Raw genomic sequence first — 16,777 nt, forward strand, 5'->3', positions numbered from 1 at the left:
CGCCCGACCGCACCCTGGCGGCATGACGACATTCGACGTGACAGCGGAGGGGCTGGGCAAGCGGTACGGCCCGACCCGCGCACTGGACACCTTCGACCTGACCGTACCGACCGGCACGGTGTACGGGCTGCTGGGGCCGAACGGCGCCGGGAAGACGACTGCCGTACGGATCCTCACCACGCTGCTGCGCTTCGACGCCGGCCGGGCCACCGTTGCCGGGTTCGACGTGGGGCGTCAGCCGGACGAGGTGCGCGCCCGGATCGCGTTGACCGGTCAGTACGCCGCGGTCGACGAGATCCTCAGTGGCCGGCAGAACCTGGAGTTGTTCGGCCGGCTGTTCCGGCTGGGTCGGCGGGCGGCCCGCCAACGCGCCGACGAACTGCTGGAACGGTTCGGGCTGGAGGAGGCGGCGAGTCGGTCGGCCGGTGAGTACTCGGGTGGGATGCGCCGCCGGTTGGACCTCGCGGCCAGCCTGATCCGTACACCGCGGGTGCTCTTCCTCGACGAGCCGACCACCGGCCTGGACCCGCGTAGCCGCAACCAGGTGTGGGACCTGGTCCGTGGCCTGGTCGCGGACGGGACCACGGTGCTGCTCACCACGCAGTACCTGGAGGAGGCCGATCAGCTCGCCGACCGGATCTCGGTGATCGACGCCGGTCGGGTGGTGGCCGAGGGCTCGCCGGACGAGCTGAAGTCGAGGACCGGCGGCGACCGGATCGAGGTGGTGGTGCGGGATGCGGCCGACCTGACCCGGGCTGCCCGCATCGTCGCATCGATCTGTGCCGCGGAGCCGGAGCGCGACCCGGAGGTGCGGCGGCTCAGCGTGCCGGTGGCCGACCGGGTCGCCGGGCTGGTCGACGTGGTGCGGGCGTTGGACGAGGCCGGCGTCGCGGTGGAGGACATCGGCCTGCGGCGCGCGACGTTGGACGAGGCGTTCCTGTATCTGACCGGGCACCGACCGGACGAGGCCCGCGAGCCCGTCGGCGTTGGAGGAAAGGCGGACGTGGCATGACGGCTGCGGTGACCGACGGCTGGACGATGACCAGGCGGAACATGATCCACGTGATCCGCGCACCGGAGGAGCTGATCCTCTACTTCTCGCTGCCGATCATGTTCGTGCTGGTCTTCGGGTACGTGTTCGGCAGCGGCATGCAGGTGGCGGGTGGTGGCAACTACCGCGAGTTCCTGCTGCCCGGGGTCTTCGTGATGACGATGCTGTACGGCCTCGGCGCCACCGCGACCGGCGTGGCGCTGGATCTCAGCCGGGGTGTCGTCGACCGGTTCCGGTCGATGCCAATGGCCCGGTCCGCCCTGATGACCGGCCGCAGTGCCGCCGACCTGCTCCGCGCCCTGCTGGAGATGTCCACCCTGCTGGTCTGCGGCCTGCTCGTCGGGTGGCAGTGGCGGCAGGGTGTCGGCAAGGCGTTGCTCGCGGTCGGGCTCCTCCTGCTGCTCCGGATCGCGATCACCTGGGTCGGGATCTACCTGGCGCTGCTGGTTCGCAATCCGGACACGGTCGGCGTGATCGTCTTCCCGGCGGCGTTTCCGTTGAGCGCGATCTCGAATGTTTTCGTGTCGCCCGAGCTGATGCCGTCGTTCATCGGGACGATCTCGGAGTGGAACCCGTTGTCGGCCACCGTCGCGGCGATCCGCGAACTGTTCGGCAACCCGGGCCTGGGTGGCGACTCCTGGCCGGCGGAGCACGCCGTGCTGTTGGCGGTGCTGTGGCCGGTGCTGCTGATCGCGACGTTCGCGCCGCTCGCGGTGCGCCGCTACCGGCGGCTGAGCCGCTGACCCCCGCGCGCCGGTGGCCTGCTCAGGTCACCGGCGGGCGGGGCGCAGCGCGTACCAGGCGGCACCGGCGGCGAGCACACCGAAGCCGGCGAGGACGCTGCCCGTGGGCAGGTTGACCGCGAGCAGCAGACAGCCGACCAGCCCCAGGCCGGCGAGCACCCGCACCGGCAACCGCCGACCGGGTTCCCGCCCCAACGTGAGCGCCGCCGCGTTGGTGATCGCGTAGTAGACCAGCACCGTGCAACTGGAGAAGCCGATGGCACCGCGCACGTCGCCGAGCAGCACCACCACGATCACCACGGCGGCGACCGCCAACTCGGCCCGGTGCGGCACCCGGTGCACCTGGTGCACGGCGGCCAGCGCGCCGGGCAGGTCACGACGGCGGGCCATCGCCAGGGTGGTCCGGCCGACCCCGGCGACCAGGGAGAGCAGGACACCGACGACCGCGATGGTGGCCCCGGCGCGGACCACCCAGGCCAGGCCGGGCAGCCCGGCGGCGGTCACCACGTCGACCAGGGGCGCCGCGGAATCGGCCAGCCGGTCGGCGCCGAGCACGCCGAGCGCGATCACGGCCAGCACCAGGTAGATCGCGAGCACCACCCCGAGCGCCAGCGGCACCGCCCGGGGGATGGTCCGCTGCGGGTCGCGAACCTCCTCGCCGAGCGTGGCGATCCGGGCGTACCCGGCGAACGCGAAGAACAGCAGCCCGGCGGCGGTGAGCACCCCTCGGGCGGAGCCGCCGGGCTCGCCGAGTCGCTCCAGGTGCACCGGCCCGCCCACCAGGCCGACGGTCGCGACCAGGGCCAGCACCGCGAGCACCAGCGCGACCAGGACTCGGGTCACGGTGGCCGTCTTGCCGATGCCGCGCAGGTTCACCGCGGTCACCGCGAGCACCGCGCCGACGGCGACCAGCCGGGCCTGCCCCGGCCACAGGTACGCCCCGATGGTCAACGCCATCGCCGCGCAGCTCGCCGTCTTGCCGACCACGAAACCCCAGCCGGCCAGGAACCCGGCGAACGGCCCGAGGCGCTCCCGCCCGTAGACGTAGGTGCCGCCGGACTCCGGGTAACGGGCCGCGAGCCGCGCCGAGCTGGTCGCGTTGCAGAAGGCGATGAACCCGGCCAGCACCAGCGCGGGCAGCAACCCGGAGCCACCGGCCGCCGCCGCGGCCGGGCCGAACACCACGAAGACGCCCGCACCGAGCATCGAGCCCAGACCGATGACAACCGCATCGGGTACGCCGAGCCGCCGCGACAGTCGATCCACAGACTGAAACCTAGGGGTACGAGGTGAACGGCCGGTCCCAGGCGCGTAGCCGGCCGGGGAGCGGGAGGTCGTCCCACGGCACCCGGTGCAGCACCCGGTCCAGGAACAGCCCGATCAGCAGGGCTGCCACGCCGTCGGTGAGCCAGTGGAAGTTCAGGTAGGTCGTGGTGACCAGCAGGATGGCCGGCGGGGCGAACCGGATCAGCCGGTGCACCCTCGGGTGCAGTCGCCCGGCCGTCAGCGCGGTCAGCAGGACGGCTATCACCCCGTACCAGAGGATCGCGTTGACGACGTGCCCGGACGGGTAGGACAGGTCGTACTCGGTGGGCGGCAGGTCGTTGAAGATCCGAACCGACTGGGTCGGCGGCAGATCGGAGCTGGGCGCGGCCCGGTCGGTCAGGACCTTCAGCGGCCCGACCGTCAGGTAGAGCAGCACGAAGGCCCCCGCCACCAGCAGCAACGGCCGTACGGTGCGGCCCCGCCAGGCCACCGCCACGGCGAGCGCCCCGGCGAGGGGCGTCAACAGCCAGCCCCCCTGGCCGATGAGGTTGAACGCCCGTGCCGTCCAGTAGATCGGAGCCGGGTGGTGGGCATACGCCCACTCCCGGACCGCCAGGTCCAGCCCGAGCAACGCACCTGTGGCGAGGGCCACGGTCACCGCACCGAATCCGACCAGCAGCAGGGCGTCGAACCACCAGCCGGCCGGGCGGACGGGCCGTAGCCGCAGGTCACGTCGTACCGCCGTGGGTTTGAGCACGCGACCACGCTACCGGCCCGGCGCGAGGCCGGGGTGTTCGGCGCTGTGTGCCCAACCACGATGTGAGGCGGATGTGGGGGGCGAGGCGTCATGCTTGTGCCCGTGCGGATCACGTCTGCCCTCGTGGACCCGGCGCTGCTCGACCTGCCCTGGTCGACACCGCTGGAGGAGTGGCCTGCCCAACACCTGGTGGCCCTGCCGCAGGGCATCTCCCGACACGTCGTCCGGTTCGTCCGGCTCGGCGACTACGTCTACGCGTTCAAGGAGACCCGCGAACGGATCGCCGAGCGGGAGTACGACCTGCTCCGGGCGCTGGAACGGATCGACTTCCCATCGGTCGAGGCGGTGGCGGTCGTCGCCGACCGGCAGGCCGAGGACGGGGAACCCCTCGAATCGGTGCTGATCACCCGGCACCTGCAGTTCTCCCTGCCGTACCGGGCGCTGTTCTCGCACACCCTGCGGCCGGAGACGATGAGCCGGCTGCTCGACGCGCTGGCCGCGCTGATCGTGCGGATGCACCTCACCGGCTTCTTCTGGGGTGACTGCTCACTGTCGAACACGCTGTTCCGCCGGGACGCGGGCGCGTTCGCCGCCTACCTGGTGGACGCGGAGACGGGCGCGTTGCACACCTCGCTCTCCAAGGGGCAGCGCGGTGAGGACCTGGAGATCGCCCGGGTGAACATCTTCGGCGAGGCGTTGGACCTCCAGGCCGCCGGACTGCTGCACGAGTCCATCGACCCCGAGGTGGTCTGCGAGGAGGTCGTGCAGCGCTACGAGCGGCTCTGGCACGAGATCACCTACGAGCAGGCGGTCGAGCGGGAGGCCCGGCACGACATCGAGGGTCGGATCCGCCGCCTCAACGAGTTGGGCTTCGACGTGGCCGAGGTGGCCATGTCCTCCATCGACGACGGGCGTTACCTGGTCCGGCCGAAGGTCGTGGACGCCGGCTACCACACCCGGCGGCTGCTGCGGCTGACCGGTCTCGACGCCGAGGAGAACCAGGCGCGCAAGCTGCTCAACGACCTGGACGCCTACCGGGCGGAGAGCGACCTGGTCGACGAGCAGCAGGCCGCGCACCGCTGGCTCACCGAGGTCTTCGAGCCGGTGGTCCGGGCCGTTCCCGCGCACCTGCGCCGCAAGTTGGAGCCGCAGGAGCTGTTCGCGCAGATCATCGAGCACAAGTGGCTGCTGTCCGAGCAGGCCGGTCGGGACGTCGGGATGCGCCACGCGGTCCAGTCCTACCTGGCCGACGTGCTTGTGCATCGCCCCGACGAGCAGGCCGTGCTCGGAGTCGACGTCCCCGCCCTGAGCTGACCCGGCCTCCCCTGGCCGGGACCGCCGGCCCGGACGCTTCACTCCACCCAGGTACCGCCGCGGAGGACCCGGACCACGTTGAGGTCGGCGTCCAGCACCACCAGGTCGGCGCGGAGGCCAACCTGGAGGGAGCCCACCCGGTTGCCCAGGCCGATGGCGCGTGCCGGGGTGGTGGCCACCATCCGCGTCGCGTCGGCGATCGGGATTCCGGCGTTCACCGCGTGCCGCAGCGCGGCGTCCATGGTCAGCGTGCTGCCGGCGATGGCACCGTCGCGGGCGAGTCGAGCCACCCCGTCGGTCACGGTGACGGCCTGGCCGCCCAACTCGTACTCGCCGTCGGGCATTCCGGCGGCGGCCATCGCGTCGGTGATCAGCGCCGCACGGTCCGGACCCGCGGTCGCGGCGACGAAGGTCAGCATGCCGTCGTGCAGGTGCACCCCGTCGGCGACCATCTCGCAGATGACGGTGGGTGCGTCGAGCAGGGCCACCACCGGCCCCGGCTCACGGTGGTGCACCGGGCGCATGCCGTTGAACAGATGGGTGCCGACACTCGCGCCGGCGGCGACCGCGGCGCGGGTCTGCTCGTACGTCGCGTCGGTGTGACCTACCGCCGCCACCACCTTCTGTGCGGTGAGCAGCTTGATCGCCTCCAGCGCGCCGTCGCGTTCCGGGGCGAGGGTGACCATCCGGACAGCGCCCCGGCCCAACTCGATCAGCTCGGTCAACTCGTCGGTCGACGGGTCGCGGAGATACTCCGGGTTCTGTGCCCCACAACGGGCCGCGGACAGGTAGGGGCCTTCGAAGTGGACTCCCGCCAGCACACCCTCGTCGACCAGCGGGGCGAACGCCTCGGTGGCCGTGCGCATCAGCGGGAAGGGCGCGCTGACCAGGCTTGCCAACAGGGTGGTCGTGCCGTGTGCGAGGTGGAAGCCGGCCGCCGCTCGGGCCTCGTCGGCGTCCCCGGTGGTGAAGGTGTGCCCACCGCCGCCGTGGGTGTGCATGTCGACGAAGCCGGGCAGGATCCAGTTGCCGTCCCGGACCGACGGATATTCGGCGACCGCGGTGATCCGATCCCCGTCCCACTCGACGCAGCCCTGTCGGATGACACCGTTCGGGGTCACCACTCGGCCGTCCACCCGCACGGTCATCGCTCCTCCTGATTGTCACGGACGCGTACCGCGTCACGGTCACGGACGCGTACCGCGTCCAGGGCGAGCAGGGCGGCGCCGAGGCAGCCGGCCTCGTCGCCGAGGGCTGCCGCGACCAGCCGCGGCTCCCGGTGGAAGGTCATCCGCTCGTGCAGCGCCGCCCGCAGTGGGACGAGCAGCCGGTCCCCGGCCTGGGCCAGGCCGCCGCCGAGCACGATCGTCGCCACGTCGAACAGAGCCTGCCCGGTGGCGAGGCCGTCGGCGAGCGCCTCGATCGCCTCCTGCCAGACCTGCCCGGCGAGTTGTTCCCCGGCTGCGGCCCGTTCGGCGACATCGGCCGCCGTCACGGGAGCGCCCGCCGCCTCGCCCGCCAGGTCGGCGTAGCGGCGGCCGATGGCGGCGGCCGAGGCGATCGTTTCCAGGCAGCCGGGCCGACCGCAACCGCAGCGCGGGCCGTCGGGCCGGACCAGGATGTGGCCGATCTCCCCGGCGGCGCCGTGCGCGCCGACGGACGCCGAGCCGTCGACCACGTGGGCGGCGGCGATGCCGGTGCCGATCGCCACGAACAGCACGTGCCCGGTGCCGCGCCCGGCACCGAGCCGTGCTTCGGCGAGGCCACCGACGCGCACGTCGTGGCCGAGTGCCGTGGGCAGGCCGAGCCGTGTCACCGCCAGGTCCCGCAGGGGTACGTCCCGGAAGCCCACGTTCGCCGACCAGACCGCCACGCCGCGCGCCTCGTCCACCACACCGGGTACGGCGATGCCGACCGCGATCGGCGTGAGCCCGTCGGCGCGGGCCTTGTCGGCCAGCCCGGCAGCCACGTCCAGGATCGTGTCGACCACGGCCGCCGGGCCGCGCGCGGCCTGGGTGGGGTGCCGCTCGGTGCGTACCGCGACGCCGTCCGGTCGGACCAGGGCGCACTTCATGCCGGTGCCGCCCACATCCAGCGCGACGACGACCTGGCCGGTGGACCCGGCGTCGCCGCTGGTCACGCCAGCACCACCGACCGGGACAGGTGTCGGGGCGCGTCCGGGTCGAGGCCCCGGCTGGTCGCCAGCGCGACCGCGAAGCGTTGCGCCAGGATCAGGTCGGCCATCGGGTCGACCGGGGTACGACCGGCGGACCAACTGCCCAGCACCGTGCGCCAACCGTGCGTGCGGCTGTGCACGAAGGCCGCCCCGGTGGCGGCCACGTCCTCGGGTAGTCCGTCGGGTAGCTCGCCGAACGCCCAGACCAGTCTGCCGGGCGCACCGACCGAGATGGGGCCGTGCCGGTAGTCCATCGCCGGGTACGCCTCGGCCCAGAAGGTGGCCGCCTCACGGCACTTCAGCGCCGCCTCCTGAGCCAGCCCGATCGTCCACCCCCGACCGAGGAAGGTGACCTGCTCGATGGTTGCCGGGTCGATCGGCAGTGGGGATCGCACCGCCACTTCGGCGTCGGCGGCGAGCGCGGTCACCGGGTCACCGAGGTGAGCCCGGAGCAGGGCGAGTGCGGTGGTCGCGAAGCGGGTCTGCACCACCGACCGCTCGTCGGCGAAGGGCATGGTCACCGCGGCGGTGGCCAACTCGACCGCCGGGGACCCCGGGTCGCCGACGATCACCGTGGTGGGGGTGTGCCCGCGCAGCGCGGCGAGAAGCTCCAGCACCTCCGTGGTGGTGCCGGAGCGGGTGATCGCGATCAACCGGTCGTAGCGGCGCCCGGCGGGGAACTCGGACGCCTGGAACGCGTCGGTCTCGCCCTGGCCGGCCTGCTCGCGGCGGCCCGCGTACGCCATCGCCATGAACCACGACGTGCCGCAACCGACGACGGCCACCCGCTCGCCGGGGCGGGGCAGGTCACCGTGGACGACGCCGGCCAGCGCGGCCGCCTCCCGCCAGCAGTCGGGCTGGCTCGCGATCTCCGCGTCCACGTACGCCATGGGAACTCCTCGCCGGTGCGCAATACGGCTCGTTAGGCACGCATTTCGCGCGTCATTCTGCGCGAACGGCGGTGGTCGTGGCAACTGGCCGACCGATCGCGCAGACCAGCCTTTTGCGTAAGCCTAGTTTCGCGCACTAGTGTGCACGCAATCAATCACCGTCCGTGCTGTCACTGGGAGGACCCCCGCGGTGGACCGGTACGCCAGATGGAACGCCCTGCTCGAGATGCTGACCGACAACGGCCGGGTCAGCGTCGAGGCGGCAGCCGAGCGGCTGGACGTCTCCCAGGCCACCATCCGGCGTGACTTCGACCAGCTCGCCCAGCAGCAGATGATCACCAGGACCCGGGGCGGCGCGGTTGCCAACGGCGTGTCGTACGACCTGCCGCTGCGCTACAAGACGGCCAAGCACTCGGCGGAGAAGCAGCGGATCGGCGCCGCCGCCGCCGCGCTCGTCACGCCGGGCACCGTGGTCGGTCTGAACGGCGGCACCACCAGCACCGAGGTGGCGAGGGCGCTCGCCGTGCGTCCGGACCTGAACACCAGCGCCGAGGGTGCCCAGCTCACCGTGGTGACCAACGCCCTGAACATCGCCAACGAGTTGCTGGTCCGGTCGCGGATGAAGGTCGTGGTGGCCGGCGGGGTGGTGCGCCCGAAGTCGTTCGAACTCGTCGGCCCGCTGGGCGGGGCGCTGCTGCGCGAGGTCACCCTGGACGTCGCCCTGCTCGGCGTGGACGCCATCGACCCGCAGCTCGGCGCGGCCGCCCACCACGAGGGGGAGGCCGCGATGAACAACCTGATGGTGGCCCGGGCCAAACGCGTGGTGATCATTGCGGACTCGTCCAAGCTGGGCGGTCACGCCTTCGCCCGGATCTGTCCGGTCGAGCGGGTCGAGACCCTGGTGACCGACTCCGGCGCCGCCCCGGAGGTCGTGGAGGCGTTCCGCGCCGTCGGCGTACAGGTCATCTGCGCCTGAGTGCTCACGCTCCGTCGATGAAGTGACCCGTTCGGCGCGTCGATGCATACCCCGTATTGAACGTGTCTGCATACCGCGTATGGTGTCGGCTGTCACGCCCACCCATCGGGGGAGGTGCAGCTTTGCCGGCTGTCCTGGAGATCGAAGGTCTACGTAAGACGTACAAGAGTCGTCGACGCGGTTTCCGCAACGCGCTCGACGGCTTCGACATGCGGGTCGACGCAGGGCAGGTGCACGGCTTCCTGGGCCCCAACGGGTCCGGCAAGACGACCACGCTGCGTACCCTGCTCGGCCTGATCCGACCCGACGGCGGCCGGATGTCGCTGCTCGGGCACGAGGTCCCCGACGCGCTGCCCACCGTCGCCGGCCAGGTCGGCGCGATCGTGGAGAGCCCGCAGTTCTTCCCGCACTTCACGGCACGGGACACACTGTCCCTGCTGGCCGGGGCGGGCGAGGTGCCGGCCGTCCGGGTCGACGAGGTGCTGGAACTCGTCGGGCTGCGCGACCGGGCCGACGAGCGGGTCAAGACGTACTCGCTGGGCATGAAGCAGCGGCTCGCCGTCGCCTCGGCCCTGCTGAAGAACCCGAAGCTGCTCATCCTCGACGAGCCGGCCAACGGCCTCGACCCGGGCGGCATCCGGGAGATGCGCACGCTGATGCGCGGTCTCGCCGAATCCGGGATGACGGTGCTGCTGTCCAGCCACATCCTCGGTGAGATCCAGTTGATCTGTGACTCGGTCACCATCATCTCGCTGGGCCGGCGGGTCGCGTTCGGCCCGGTCGACGAGGTGCTCGCGCAGCACTCGTCCGGCGCGGTCCGGGTCCGGCTGGAAGCGGTGAGCGACCTGCCGGCGGCCACCGAGGCACTCACCGCAGCCGGCATCGGGGTCACCGGTCACCACGACCACCTGATGTTGACAGGCGTCGACAAGCCGGCCTCGGTGACCCGCCTGCTTGCCGAGCGCAACCTCTACGTCAGCGAGTTGGCGCCGATCGCCGTCGATCTGGAGAGCGTCTTCCTCGAACTGACGTCCACCGCGCCGGTCCCCGGTCAGCACCGGCAGGTCGACGAGTCCATGAAGGTCGGTGGGACGGGTCAGCCCGGCGCCGCCGGGGGAGGGTGGGGCGCGTGAGCCTCTTTCGTACGGAGCTGCGCCGACTCACCAAGCGGCGGTTCACCAGGTACATGACGCTGCTCGGCCTGCTGGTGCTGGCCGCGGTGGTCGTCGGGGTGTTCTTCACCAATCAGAAGATCGACGCCGGCCAGCTCGCCAAGGCCGAGCGGCAGGCCGAGCAGCAGTACCAGGACCAGGTGCGCTGGAGCGAGCAGGCGCGGGCCGACTGCGATCGGGCCAAGGCGGCCGGTACGTCGAACGACGACCGCTACCCCGACGACTGCTCGCAGATCTCGCCGCCGCCCCGCGAGGCGATCGAGGCGCAGTGGTTCCTGCCCTCGACGTTCGACTTCCGGGAGACGTTCGACGAGACGCTGATCCCGTTCGCGGCGATCCTCGCCCTGGTCGGGTTCGTGGTCGGCGCGTCCTTCATCGGTGCCGAGTGGAGCAACGGCGGCATGATGAACCTGCTGCTCTGGCGGCCGAAGCGACTCACCGTACTGCTCACCAAGCTGGCCGCGCTGCTCACCGGCATGCTGGCGGTGACGCTGCCCGCCGCGGTGCTCTGGTTCGCCGGGTTCTGGGGGGTCGCCACGTTCCGCGGCAGCACCGAGAAGATGACCTCCGGGGCCTGGCAGTCGTTCGTGCTGACCGGAGTGCGGGCTGTGGTCCTGGTGCTGGTGATCACCACCATCGGCTTCGCCCTGGCGTCGCTGGGTCGGCACACCGCGATGGCCCTGGGTGGCGTGGTGGCGGTGATGGTGGTCGGCCAGTTCGGCCTGGGCATCCTGCTGGGGTTGGCGAACGTGCGCTGGCCCGAGGCGTACCTGCTGCCCACGTACCTGCTGGCCTGGGTGTACAAGAAGGTCAAGTTGCAGGACTGGGACTCCTGCGAGGCGACCTTCAACGGGTCGTGTGAACCGGCGACCCTGGTCATCACCTGGCAGCAGTCCTCGGTGCTGCTCTCGGTCGCGGTGGTGGTGATCCTCGGGGCGGCGCTCTGGACGATGCGTCGCCGCGACATCTCCTGACCGGATCGTTCTGACGCGGCGCGGCCGGCCCGGCCGTCGGGACTCCCGGCGGCGCAGGGTCGGCCGCGCCGGCTGGTGCAACCCAGGTCTTCCCTGGCTAGGCTGAGGACCATGTCCGCCGACGCCACCCCGGCCGCCCCCGAGCCGTCCACTGACGCTCGTCGAGGTGATGTCGCGGGTGTGGTCACGCCGTCGGTTCCGACTCCGCGGCCGGTGCCGCCCATCGAGAGCACCGATGATCTCGAGCCGGACGACGGGATCGCCGTTGCGCCGAGCGCGCCGACAGCCGTCGGGCTGACCGAACGGGAACGGGCCATCCTCGCCTTCGAGCAGCAGTGGTGGCGGCACGCCGGCGCCAAGGAGCAGGCCGTACGGGACACCTTCGGGCTCTCCTCGACCCGCTACTACCAGTTGCTCAACGGGCTGCTCGACAACCCGGCCGCGTTGGCCGCGGATCCCGTGCTGATCGCCCGGCTCCGCCGGTTGCGCTCGTCGCGCGCCCGCAACCGTCGCCGCTGACCGGCACCGCCCGGCAGGAATGTAGCCGGGTCCACGGGGTACGCGGGGAGCGCTCCGGGGCCGCCGCTGGGCGGGTGGCCGGAGGTTGACGGAGGGGGCGGGCGATGGCGGGCACCAATCCGACGTGGGAGTGGCGGTGATGCGGGTACGCGCCGCGTCCGCACCGGCCCCGGGCCGGCCGGTGAACGAGGACCTGGTCTTCCAGCTCGGTCCGCTGGTCGGCGTCCTGGACGGCGCGACCGTGCCGGAGGGCTTCGACACCGGCTGCGTGCACGGGCCGGAGTGGTACGTCCGGCACCTGGCCGCCCGCCTCGGCGTCGCCGAAGCGGCACGCCCGGCGGCACGGCTGACCAGCAACCTGGCGGCGGCCATCCTCGCCGTGCGCGCCGACCACGGTGGGCAGTGCGACCTCGACCATCCCGGCACCCCGTCCAGCACCGTGTGCCTGCTGCGGGACTGCGGCGACCAGGTGGACTACCTGGTGCTCTGCGACAGCCCTCTGGTCCTGGACGCCGGCGGTCAGGTCAGCGTGGTCACCGACAACCGGCTGGACGCGGCGATGGCCGAGCTGCGGGAGACGGTGGCCGTCCTGCCCGGCGGCGCGGCGGATCCGGTCACCCGGTTCCGGCACGCCGTGAGCGTGCAGCGGGAGCGGATGAACCGTACCCACGGCTACTGGGTGGCGGCCGCCGACCCGGACGCGGCCTTCCACGCGGTGACCGGGTCGATGCCTCGGCGAGGTTCGACGGCGATCCGCCGGGCGGCGCTGCTCAGTGACGGCGCGTCCAGTGCGGTGGAGCAGTTCGAACTCACCGACTGGGCCGGACTGCTGGATCTGTTGAGTGCCGACGGGCCGGGCGCGTTGCTCGACCGGGTCCGGGCGGCCGAGCGCGACCACCCGGACCGGTTGCGCCGGCACAAGCCCACCGACGACGCGTCGGTGGTGTTCTGCGAGTTCGCGCCGGCGGTTTGAGCTTCTTACACCCGGTCGGGTGACAACAGAGCGTGATGTGGAACACCTCGCCCGCCCGACCGGCCGGTACCGTTGTCCGGACCGCCAGTGGATGGCCAATGGGGTGGACTTCGGCCGATGAGCGCGGCAGACTGCGGCACGTGGCGGGTGCGGTCCGGCTGGAGCCGGTGGACGAACAGAACCTGGAGCCGTTGCTCTCCGTAGCGGCTGCCGAGGCGGAGCCCAGCGATGTGATGCCTCCGGTCGAGGCCCCCGCCGGCTGGTCGCTCGCCCGTCGCGAGGCGTTCCGGGAGTTCCATCGGGCCAGCTTCGGCGGGCTGGACGGCCCCACCCGCTCGCAGATGTACGCGATCCTCGTGGGCGGCGAGGTACTGGGTATGGTTCGGATGACTCGCTGTGACGAGCCCGGCACGGTGGAGGCCGGCATGTGGCTCGGTCGCTCGGCGCGCGGGCAGGGGATCGGCGCGGCCGCCCTGCGGGAGTTGCTGAACGCCGCCGCTCGGGCGGGCATGCGGGTGGTGGTCGCCGAGACGACTCCGGACAACTTCGGCGCGGTCGCCGTGCTGCACCGGTCCGGCGCCAAACTGTACGAGGAAGACGGCAAGGTGCGTGCCGAGATCTGCCTGGACTCGACCCCGCCGGCGCTCTGAGGCGGTCCGGCGTGCCCGGGCGGGTCGGCGGCGACCGCAGGGCCGCCGCCGACCGCCTGGATCAGGCCGGCACCCGCACGATGTCGTAGTCGGTGGTCGGCGTCGACTCCACGTCGAACCGCCCGTTCACCACGTACAGCGCCGAGCCGAGCAGGTCACCGGTGGCCGGCGACCGTAGCAGCGGACTCGTGATCTCCCGCTGCACGGTCCCGGCGGTGTAGCCGGCGTTCAGCCGGACCACCGCGATGACGTTGCTCAGGTTCCGGATCACGTAGAGGGTGCGACCGCGCAGCACCAGCCCGTCGGCCCGGTCCACCGAGTAGCCGCCGAGGTGGAAGACGCGGCTGCCACCGGTGCGCGGGTCGACGCGGACGAGTTGGCCGGTCAGCATCTGCGCGACGAGCAGGTCGCCGTCCGGAAGCGCCACGATCCCGTTGTTGAACGCGTCGGGTGTCGCGCCCGGACCGGTGAGCGGCAGCACCCGGACGGCGGCGGGGGCGGGCAGGCGGCCACCCGGACCCAGCGGCACCACGTACAGCACCGGTCGGGTGGAGTCGGTGAAGTAGACCGCCCGGTCGGTGATCACCAGGTCGTTGACCAGGGTGTTGGGGTCGGTGGTGAACGGGTAGTGGGCCAGCCTGGCACCGCTGGCCGGGTCGTACACGCTGGCGCCGCCGCCGGTGAAGTCGGCGGTCCAGAGCCGGCCCCGAGAGTCGATTTTGATCCCTGCCTTGGCGGCGCCGGGTGTGCCCGGGATCAGCACCGAGCCGCGCCCGGTGCGGAGGTCACCCCGCCACACCGCGCCGTCCAGCACGGACCCGACGTACACCGTCGTGCCCCGACCGATGGTCAACCCTTCCGGGGTGAAACCGTCGGGCAGGGCGATCCGGGCCGGGAACGGCTTCGTCGGGTGGGCGGTAGCCGGCGCACCGACCGTGGCCAGGGTGGCCGCCGCGACCAGGGGGACGAGGAGAAGGGACAGCAGCTTGCGCAAGGAACACCGCCTGACGTCCAGGTGGAGGACTCCACAGAGGAATGTGACGCCCTAACAACACTCCGGAGGCACCAAAAGGTTGGGCGCGGTGCTCAGTCCCGCCGGGCGGCGTACGCGGCCAGCGCGGCGACCTGCGCCGGATCCAGCGAGGGGCGCACCCGTGCCCGTGCCGTCGAGACGTGCCCGGCGGTGACCGTGGCGGCGGTGAGAGACTCCCGCATCGCGGCCAGCGCCGCCTCCCGGACCAGCGCCGCGCAGTCCGCCGCGGAGAAGCCGGTCAGCTCGTCGCCGAGGGCGGCGAGGTCGACGTCCGGCGCCAGCGGCACCTGCCGGGACGCGGCTCGCAGGATCTCCGCGCGGGCCGGCCCGTCCGGCGGTGGCACGTAGACCAGCCGCTCCAACCGGCCCGGCCGCAGCAGCGCCGGGTCGATCAGGTCGGGCCGGTTGGTCGCGCCGACCACCACCACGTTGCGTAGCGTCTCCACCCCGTCCAGTTCGGTGAGCAGCGCGGCGACCACCCGGTCCGTGGTGCCCCCGTCGGTGGCCTGCCCGCGTACCGGCGCCAGGGCGTCCACCTCGTCCAGGAAGATCAGGGTGGGGGCCGCCTCCCGGGCCCGGCGGAACAGCTCGCGGACCGCGCGCTCGCTCTCGCCGACCCACTTGGAGAGCAGTTCCGCGCCCTTCACCGACAGCACATTGGCCCGCCCCGACCCGGCGAGCGCGGTGACCAGGTAGGTCTTGCCGCAGCCCGGTGGCCCGTAGAGCAGCACACCGCGGGGCGGCTGCACCCCGAGCCGGGCGAAGGTGTCCGGGTAGGTCAACGGCCACAGCACCGACTCGGTGAGCGTCTGCTTGACGTCGTCCAGGCCACCCACGTCGTCGAGGGTCACCGAGGCCAGCTCCAGGGTCGACGCCGCCATGGTGGTCGGCCGGACCACCTCCCGGGCGGCCGTGAAGTCCGCCATCGACACCGTCGGCGTCTCGGCGGACTTCTGCCGCAGCGCCGCGCGTACCCCGGCCTCCCGGACCAGCGCGGCCAGGTCCGCCGCGACGAACCCGGGGGTACGCGCGGCCACCTCGTCCAGCCGGACGTCGTCGGCCAACGGCACCTGTCGGGTCAGCACGGTGAGCTGTTCGCGGCGCAACGCCTGGTCGGGAAGCGGAATGCTGATCCGCAGCGACAGCAGGTCGGGTGCGCGCAGCGCGGGGTCGACCGCCTCCGGTCGGCCGGTGGCGCAGACGACCGCTACGCCGGCCCGCACGCACTCCGCGAGCACCTGGCGGAACACCGTCGCCACCGGGCCGGGCTCGTCCGCCGGTGCGAGCGCCTCGACGTCGCTGACCAGCAGCACCGCCGGCCCGCCGGCTCGGGCCGCCGTCGCCGCGGCACGCAACCGGTCGGCTGCGGCCTGGTTCGTCGACGCGGCCACCTCGGGTGCCCACAACGGGTGGACGCGGGCACCCACCCGGGCGGCGACGGCCCGGACCAGCGCCGACTTCCCGGAGCCGGCCGGACCGACGAGCAGCACCCCCAGCGAGATGGTGGTGCCCAGCCGGCCCAACACCTCCCGGTGGTGGAAGCCGAGGTCGAGCAGCTCGGTCAGCTCCTCGGCCTGGGTACGCAGCCCGGGAAGCTCGTCCACGTCGGGCACCCCCTCCGCCGGGACCGCCTCGGTGACCGCACCCGGCCGGGCCGGCGCGGTATCGGCCGGAACTGGCCCGCCGTGGGTGGCGGGACCGTGCTCCCAGCCGATCATCGTGTCCATGGTGACCAGCGCGCCGGCGGCCGGCTCGACCGTACGCACGGTGAGCAGGGTGCTGGTCCAGGCGACACCGACAGTGTTGGCGAGGCTGCGCCGAGCCGCCTCGACCAGGCTGCGCACCGAGGCGTCCGGCAGCACGTCCTGTGGCAGCAGCGACACGTCGTCGCCGCCGGTGAGCACCTTGCCCAACAGGGCCAGCCGGAGCATCTCCGGGCTGACCGCCGCGACCACCTCCACCGGCCCGGCCAGGACGACCCGGGCCGCCGGCACCAGCGGCACCGGGCTGACCCGCACCTGGGCGCCGTCGCGCACACCCAGGTTGCCCAGGGTCAGGTCGTCGGCGTACAGCAGGGAGCTGCTCGCGCCCGGTGCGGCGGTCGCCACGATTCCCGCCGTCTCGCGGCGGCCGGCAAGCCGGACCGGGTCGCCGGGCCGCAGCCCCAGCGCGGTCAGCGCCTCCGGATGCAGCCGCACGATGCCCCGCCGGGCGTCCAGCGCGGCCGGCCGTAGGCTCGCCGTCAGGGTCAGGTCGGGTTGCGCCACCGCCCGACCGTAGCCG

At 72.6% G+C, this 16,777-nt stretch carries 16 protein-coding genes; 9 read left to right on the forward strand and 7 right to left on the reverse strand.

Annotation, left to right across the window (positions count from 1 at the left end; all coding sequences use genetic code 11):
• Window positions 1–22: 22 nt before the first annotated feature.
• Window positions 23–1,012, forward strand: a complete 990-nt coding sequence (locus AB0O48_RS06945; RefSeq protein WP_357570813.1) for an ATP-binding cassette domain-containing protein — start codon at window positions 23–25, stop codon at window positions 1,010–1,012.
• The gene (locus AB0O48_RS06950) at window positions 1,009–1,794 is read left to right on the forward strand and encodes an ABC transporter permease (RefSeq protein ID WP_357252634.1); all 786 of its coding nucleotides are present in this window, start codon (window positions 1,009–1,011) and stop codon (window positions 1,792–1,794) included. Before AB0O48_RS06945 ends, AB0O48_RS06950 begins: the two co-directional genes overlap by 4 nt.
• 27 nt (window positions 1,795–1,821) lie before the next feature.
• Here the strand turns inward: AB0O48_RS06950 and AB0O48_RS06955 are convergent, their stop codons facing one another.
• Together AB0O48_RS06955 and AB0O48_RS06960 are read right to left on the reverse strand one after the other, a co-directional pair.
• Window positions 1,822–3,060, reverse strand: coding sequence for an APC family permease (locus tag AB0O48_RS06955; RefSeq protein WP_365063707.1), 1,239 nt, complete (start codon window positions 3,058–3,060; stop codon window positions 1,822–1,824).
• Between the two features lie 10 nt (window positions 3,061–3,070).
• Entirely contained in the window at window positions 3,071–3,817 is a 747-nt protein-coding gene (locus tag AB0O48_RS06960) for a phosphatase PAP2 family protein (protein WP_357252628.1), read from the reverse strand.
• 102 nt (window positions 3,818–3,919) lie between these two features.
• Here AB0O48_RS06960 and AB0O48_RS06965 point away from each other — a divergent pair, with 102 nt between their 5' ends.
• Entirely contained in the window at window positions 3,920–5,131 is a 1,212-nt protein-coding gene (locus AB0O48_RS06965; RefSeq protein ID WP_365063710.1) for a DUF4032 domain-containing protein, read from the forward strand.
• A gap of 38 nt (window positions 5,132–5,169) precedes the next feature.
• On the opposite strand, the gene nagA is transcribed toward AB0O48_RS06965, so the two are convergent.
• From nagA to AB0O48_RS06980, 3 genes are read right to left on the reverse strand one after another with little or no spacing between them, the layout of a single operon-like run.
• Complete coding sequence (gene nagA / locus AB0O48_RS06970) at window positions 5,170–6,279, reverse strand: N-acetylglucosamine-6-phosphate deacetylase (RefSeq protein ID WP_357252622.1); 1,110 nt, start codon at window positions 6,277–6,279, stop codon at window positions 5,170–5,172.
• On the reverse strand, window positions 6,276–7,271 hold the full coding sequence (locus AB0O48_RS06975) for an ROK family protein (protein ID WP_365063714.1): 996 nt from the start codon (window positions 7,269–7,271) through the stop codon (window positions 6,276–6,278). Before AB0O48_RS06975 ends, nagA begins: the two co-directional genes overlap by 4 nt.
• Window positions 7,268–8,197: a sugar isomerase gene (locus tag AB0O48_RS06980; RefSeq protein WP_365063717.1), complete on the reverse strand. Its 930-nt coding sequence runs from the start codon at window positions 8,195–8,197 to the stop codon at window positions 7,268–7,270. The genes AB0O48_RS06975 and AB0O48_RS06980 overlap by 4 nt, the downstream gene beginning before the upstream one ends.
• A gap of 190 nt (window positions 8,198–8,387) precedes the next feature.
• On the opposite strand from AB0O48_RS06980, the gene AB0O48_RS06985 reads away from it, so the two are divergent.
• From AB0O48_RS06985 to AB0O48_RS07010, 6 genes are all read left to right on the forward strand, one after another.
• Window positions 8,388–9,173, forward strand: a complete 786-nt coding sequence (locus tag AB0O48_RS06985) for a DeoR/GlpR family DNA-binding transcription regulator (RefSeq protein WP_357252614.1) — start codon at window positions 8,388–8,390, stop codon at window positions 9,171–9,173.
• 122 nt (window positions 9,174–9,295) lie between these two features.
• On the forward strand, window positions 9,296–10,306 hold the full coding sequence (locus AB0O48_RS06990) for an ATP-binding cassette domain-containing protein (RefSeq protein ID WP_365063721.1): 1,011 nt from the start codon (window positions 9,296–9,298) through the stop codon (window positions 10,304–10,306).
• A complete protein-coding gene (locus tag AB0O48_RS06995) occupies window positions 10,303–11,319 on the forward strand; it encodes an ABC transporter permease subunit (RefSeq protein WP_357570818.1) in 1,017 nt (338 codons plus the stop codon). Before AB0O48_RS06990 ends, AB0O48_RS06995 begins: the two co-directional genes overlap by 4 nt.
• A gap of 111 nt (window positions 11,320–11,430) precedes the next feature.
• Complete coding sequence (locus tag AB0O48_RS07000; protein ID WP_365063724.1) at window positions 11,431–11,838, forward strand: DUF3263 domain-containing protein; 408 nt, start codon at window positions 11,431–11,433, stop codon at window positions 11,836–11,838.
• Between the two features lie 124 nt (window positions 11,839–11,962).
• The gene (locus AB0O48_RS07005; protein ID WP_365063727.1) at window positions 11,963–12,811 is read left to right on the forward strand and encodes a hypothetical protein; all 849 of its coding nucleotides are present in this window, start codon (window positions 11,963–11,965) and stop codon (window positions 12,809–12,811) included.
• A gap of 140 nt (window positions 12,812–12,951) precedes the next feature.
• Entirely contained in the window at window positions 12,952–13,461 is a 510-nt protein-coding gene (locus AB0O48_RS07010; protein WP_357252603.1) for a GNAT family N-acetyltransferase, read from the forward strand.
• Window positions 13,462–13,522: 61 nt separating this feature from the next.
• Here the strand turns inward: AB0O48_RS07010 and AB0O48_RS07015 are convergent, their stop codons facing one another.
• On the reverse strand, window positions 13,523–14,455 hold the full coding sequence (locus tag AB0O48_RS07015) for a superoxide dismutase (protein ID WP_357252600.1): 933 nt from the start codon (window positions 14,453–14,455) through the stop codon (window positions 13,523–13,525).
• Between the two features lie 92 nt (window positions 14,456–14,547).
• A complete protein-coding gene (locus tag AB0O48_RS07020; RefSeq protein WP_357252597.1) occupies window positions 14,548–16,761 on the reverse strand; it encodes an AAA family ATPase in 2,214 nt (737 codons plus the stop codon).
• Window positions 16,762–16,777: the final 16 nt, after the last annotated feature.

The organism is Micromonospora sp. NPDC085948 (assembly GCF_040686315.1).
Classification (GTDB): domain Bacteria; phylum Actinomycetota; class Actinomycetes; order Mycobacteriales; family Micromonosporaceae; genus Micromonospora.

Coding starts and splice junctions, on each gene's coding strand:
- AB0O48_RS06945 (WP_357570813.1), top strand. CDS start 23: ATGACGACATTCGACGTGACAGCGGAGGGGCTGGGCAAGCGGTACGGC.
- AB0O48_RS06950 (WP_357252634.1), top strand. CDS start 1,009: ATGACGGCTGCGGTGACCGACGGCTGGACGATGACCAGGCGGAACATG.
- nagA (WP_357252622.1), bottom strand. CDS start 6,279: ATGACCGTGCGGGTGGACGGCCGAGTGGTGACCCCGAACGGTGTCATC.
- AB0O48_RS06980 (WP_365063717.1), bottom strand. CDS start 8,197: ATGGCGTACGTGGACGCGGAGATCGCGAGCCAGCCCGACTGCTGGCGG.
- AB0O48_RS07000 (WP_365063724.1), top strand. CDS start 11,431: ATGTCCGCCGACGCCACCCCGGCCGCCCCCGAGCCGTCCACTGACGCT.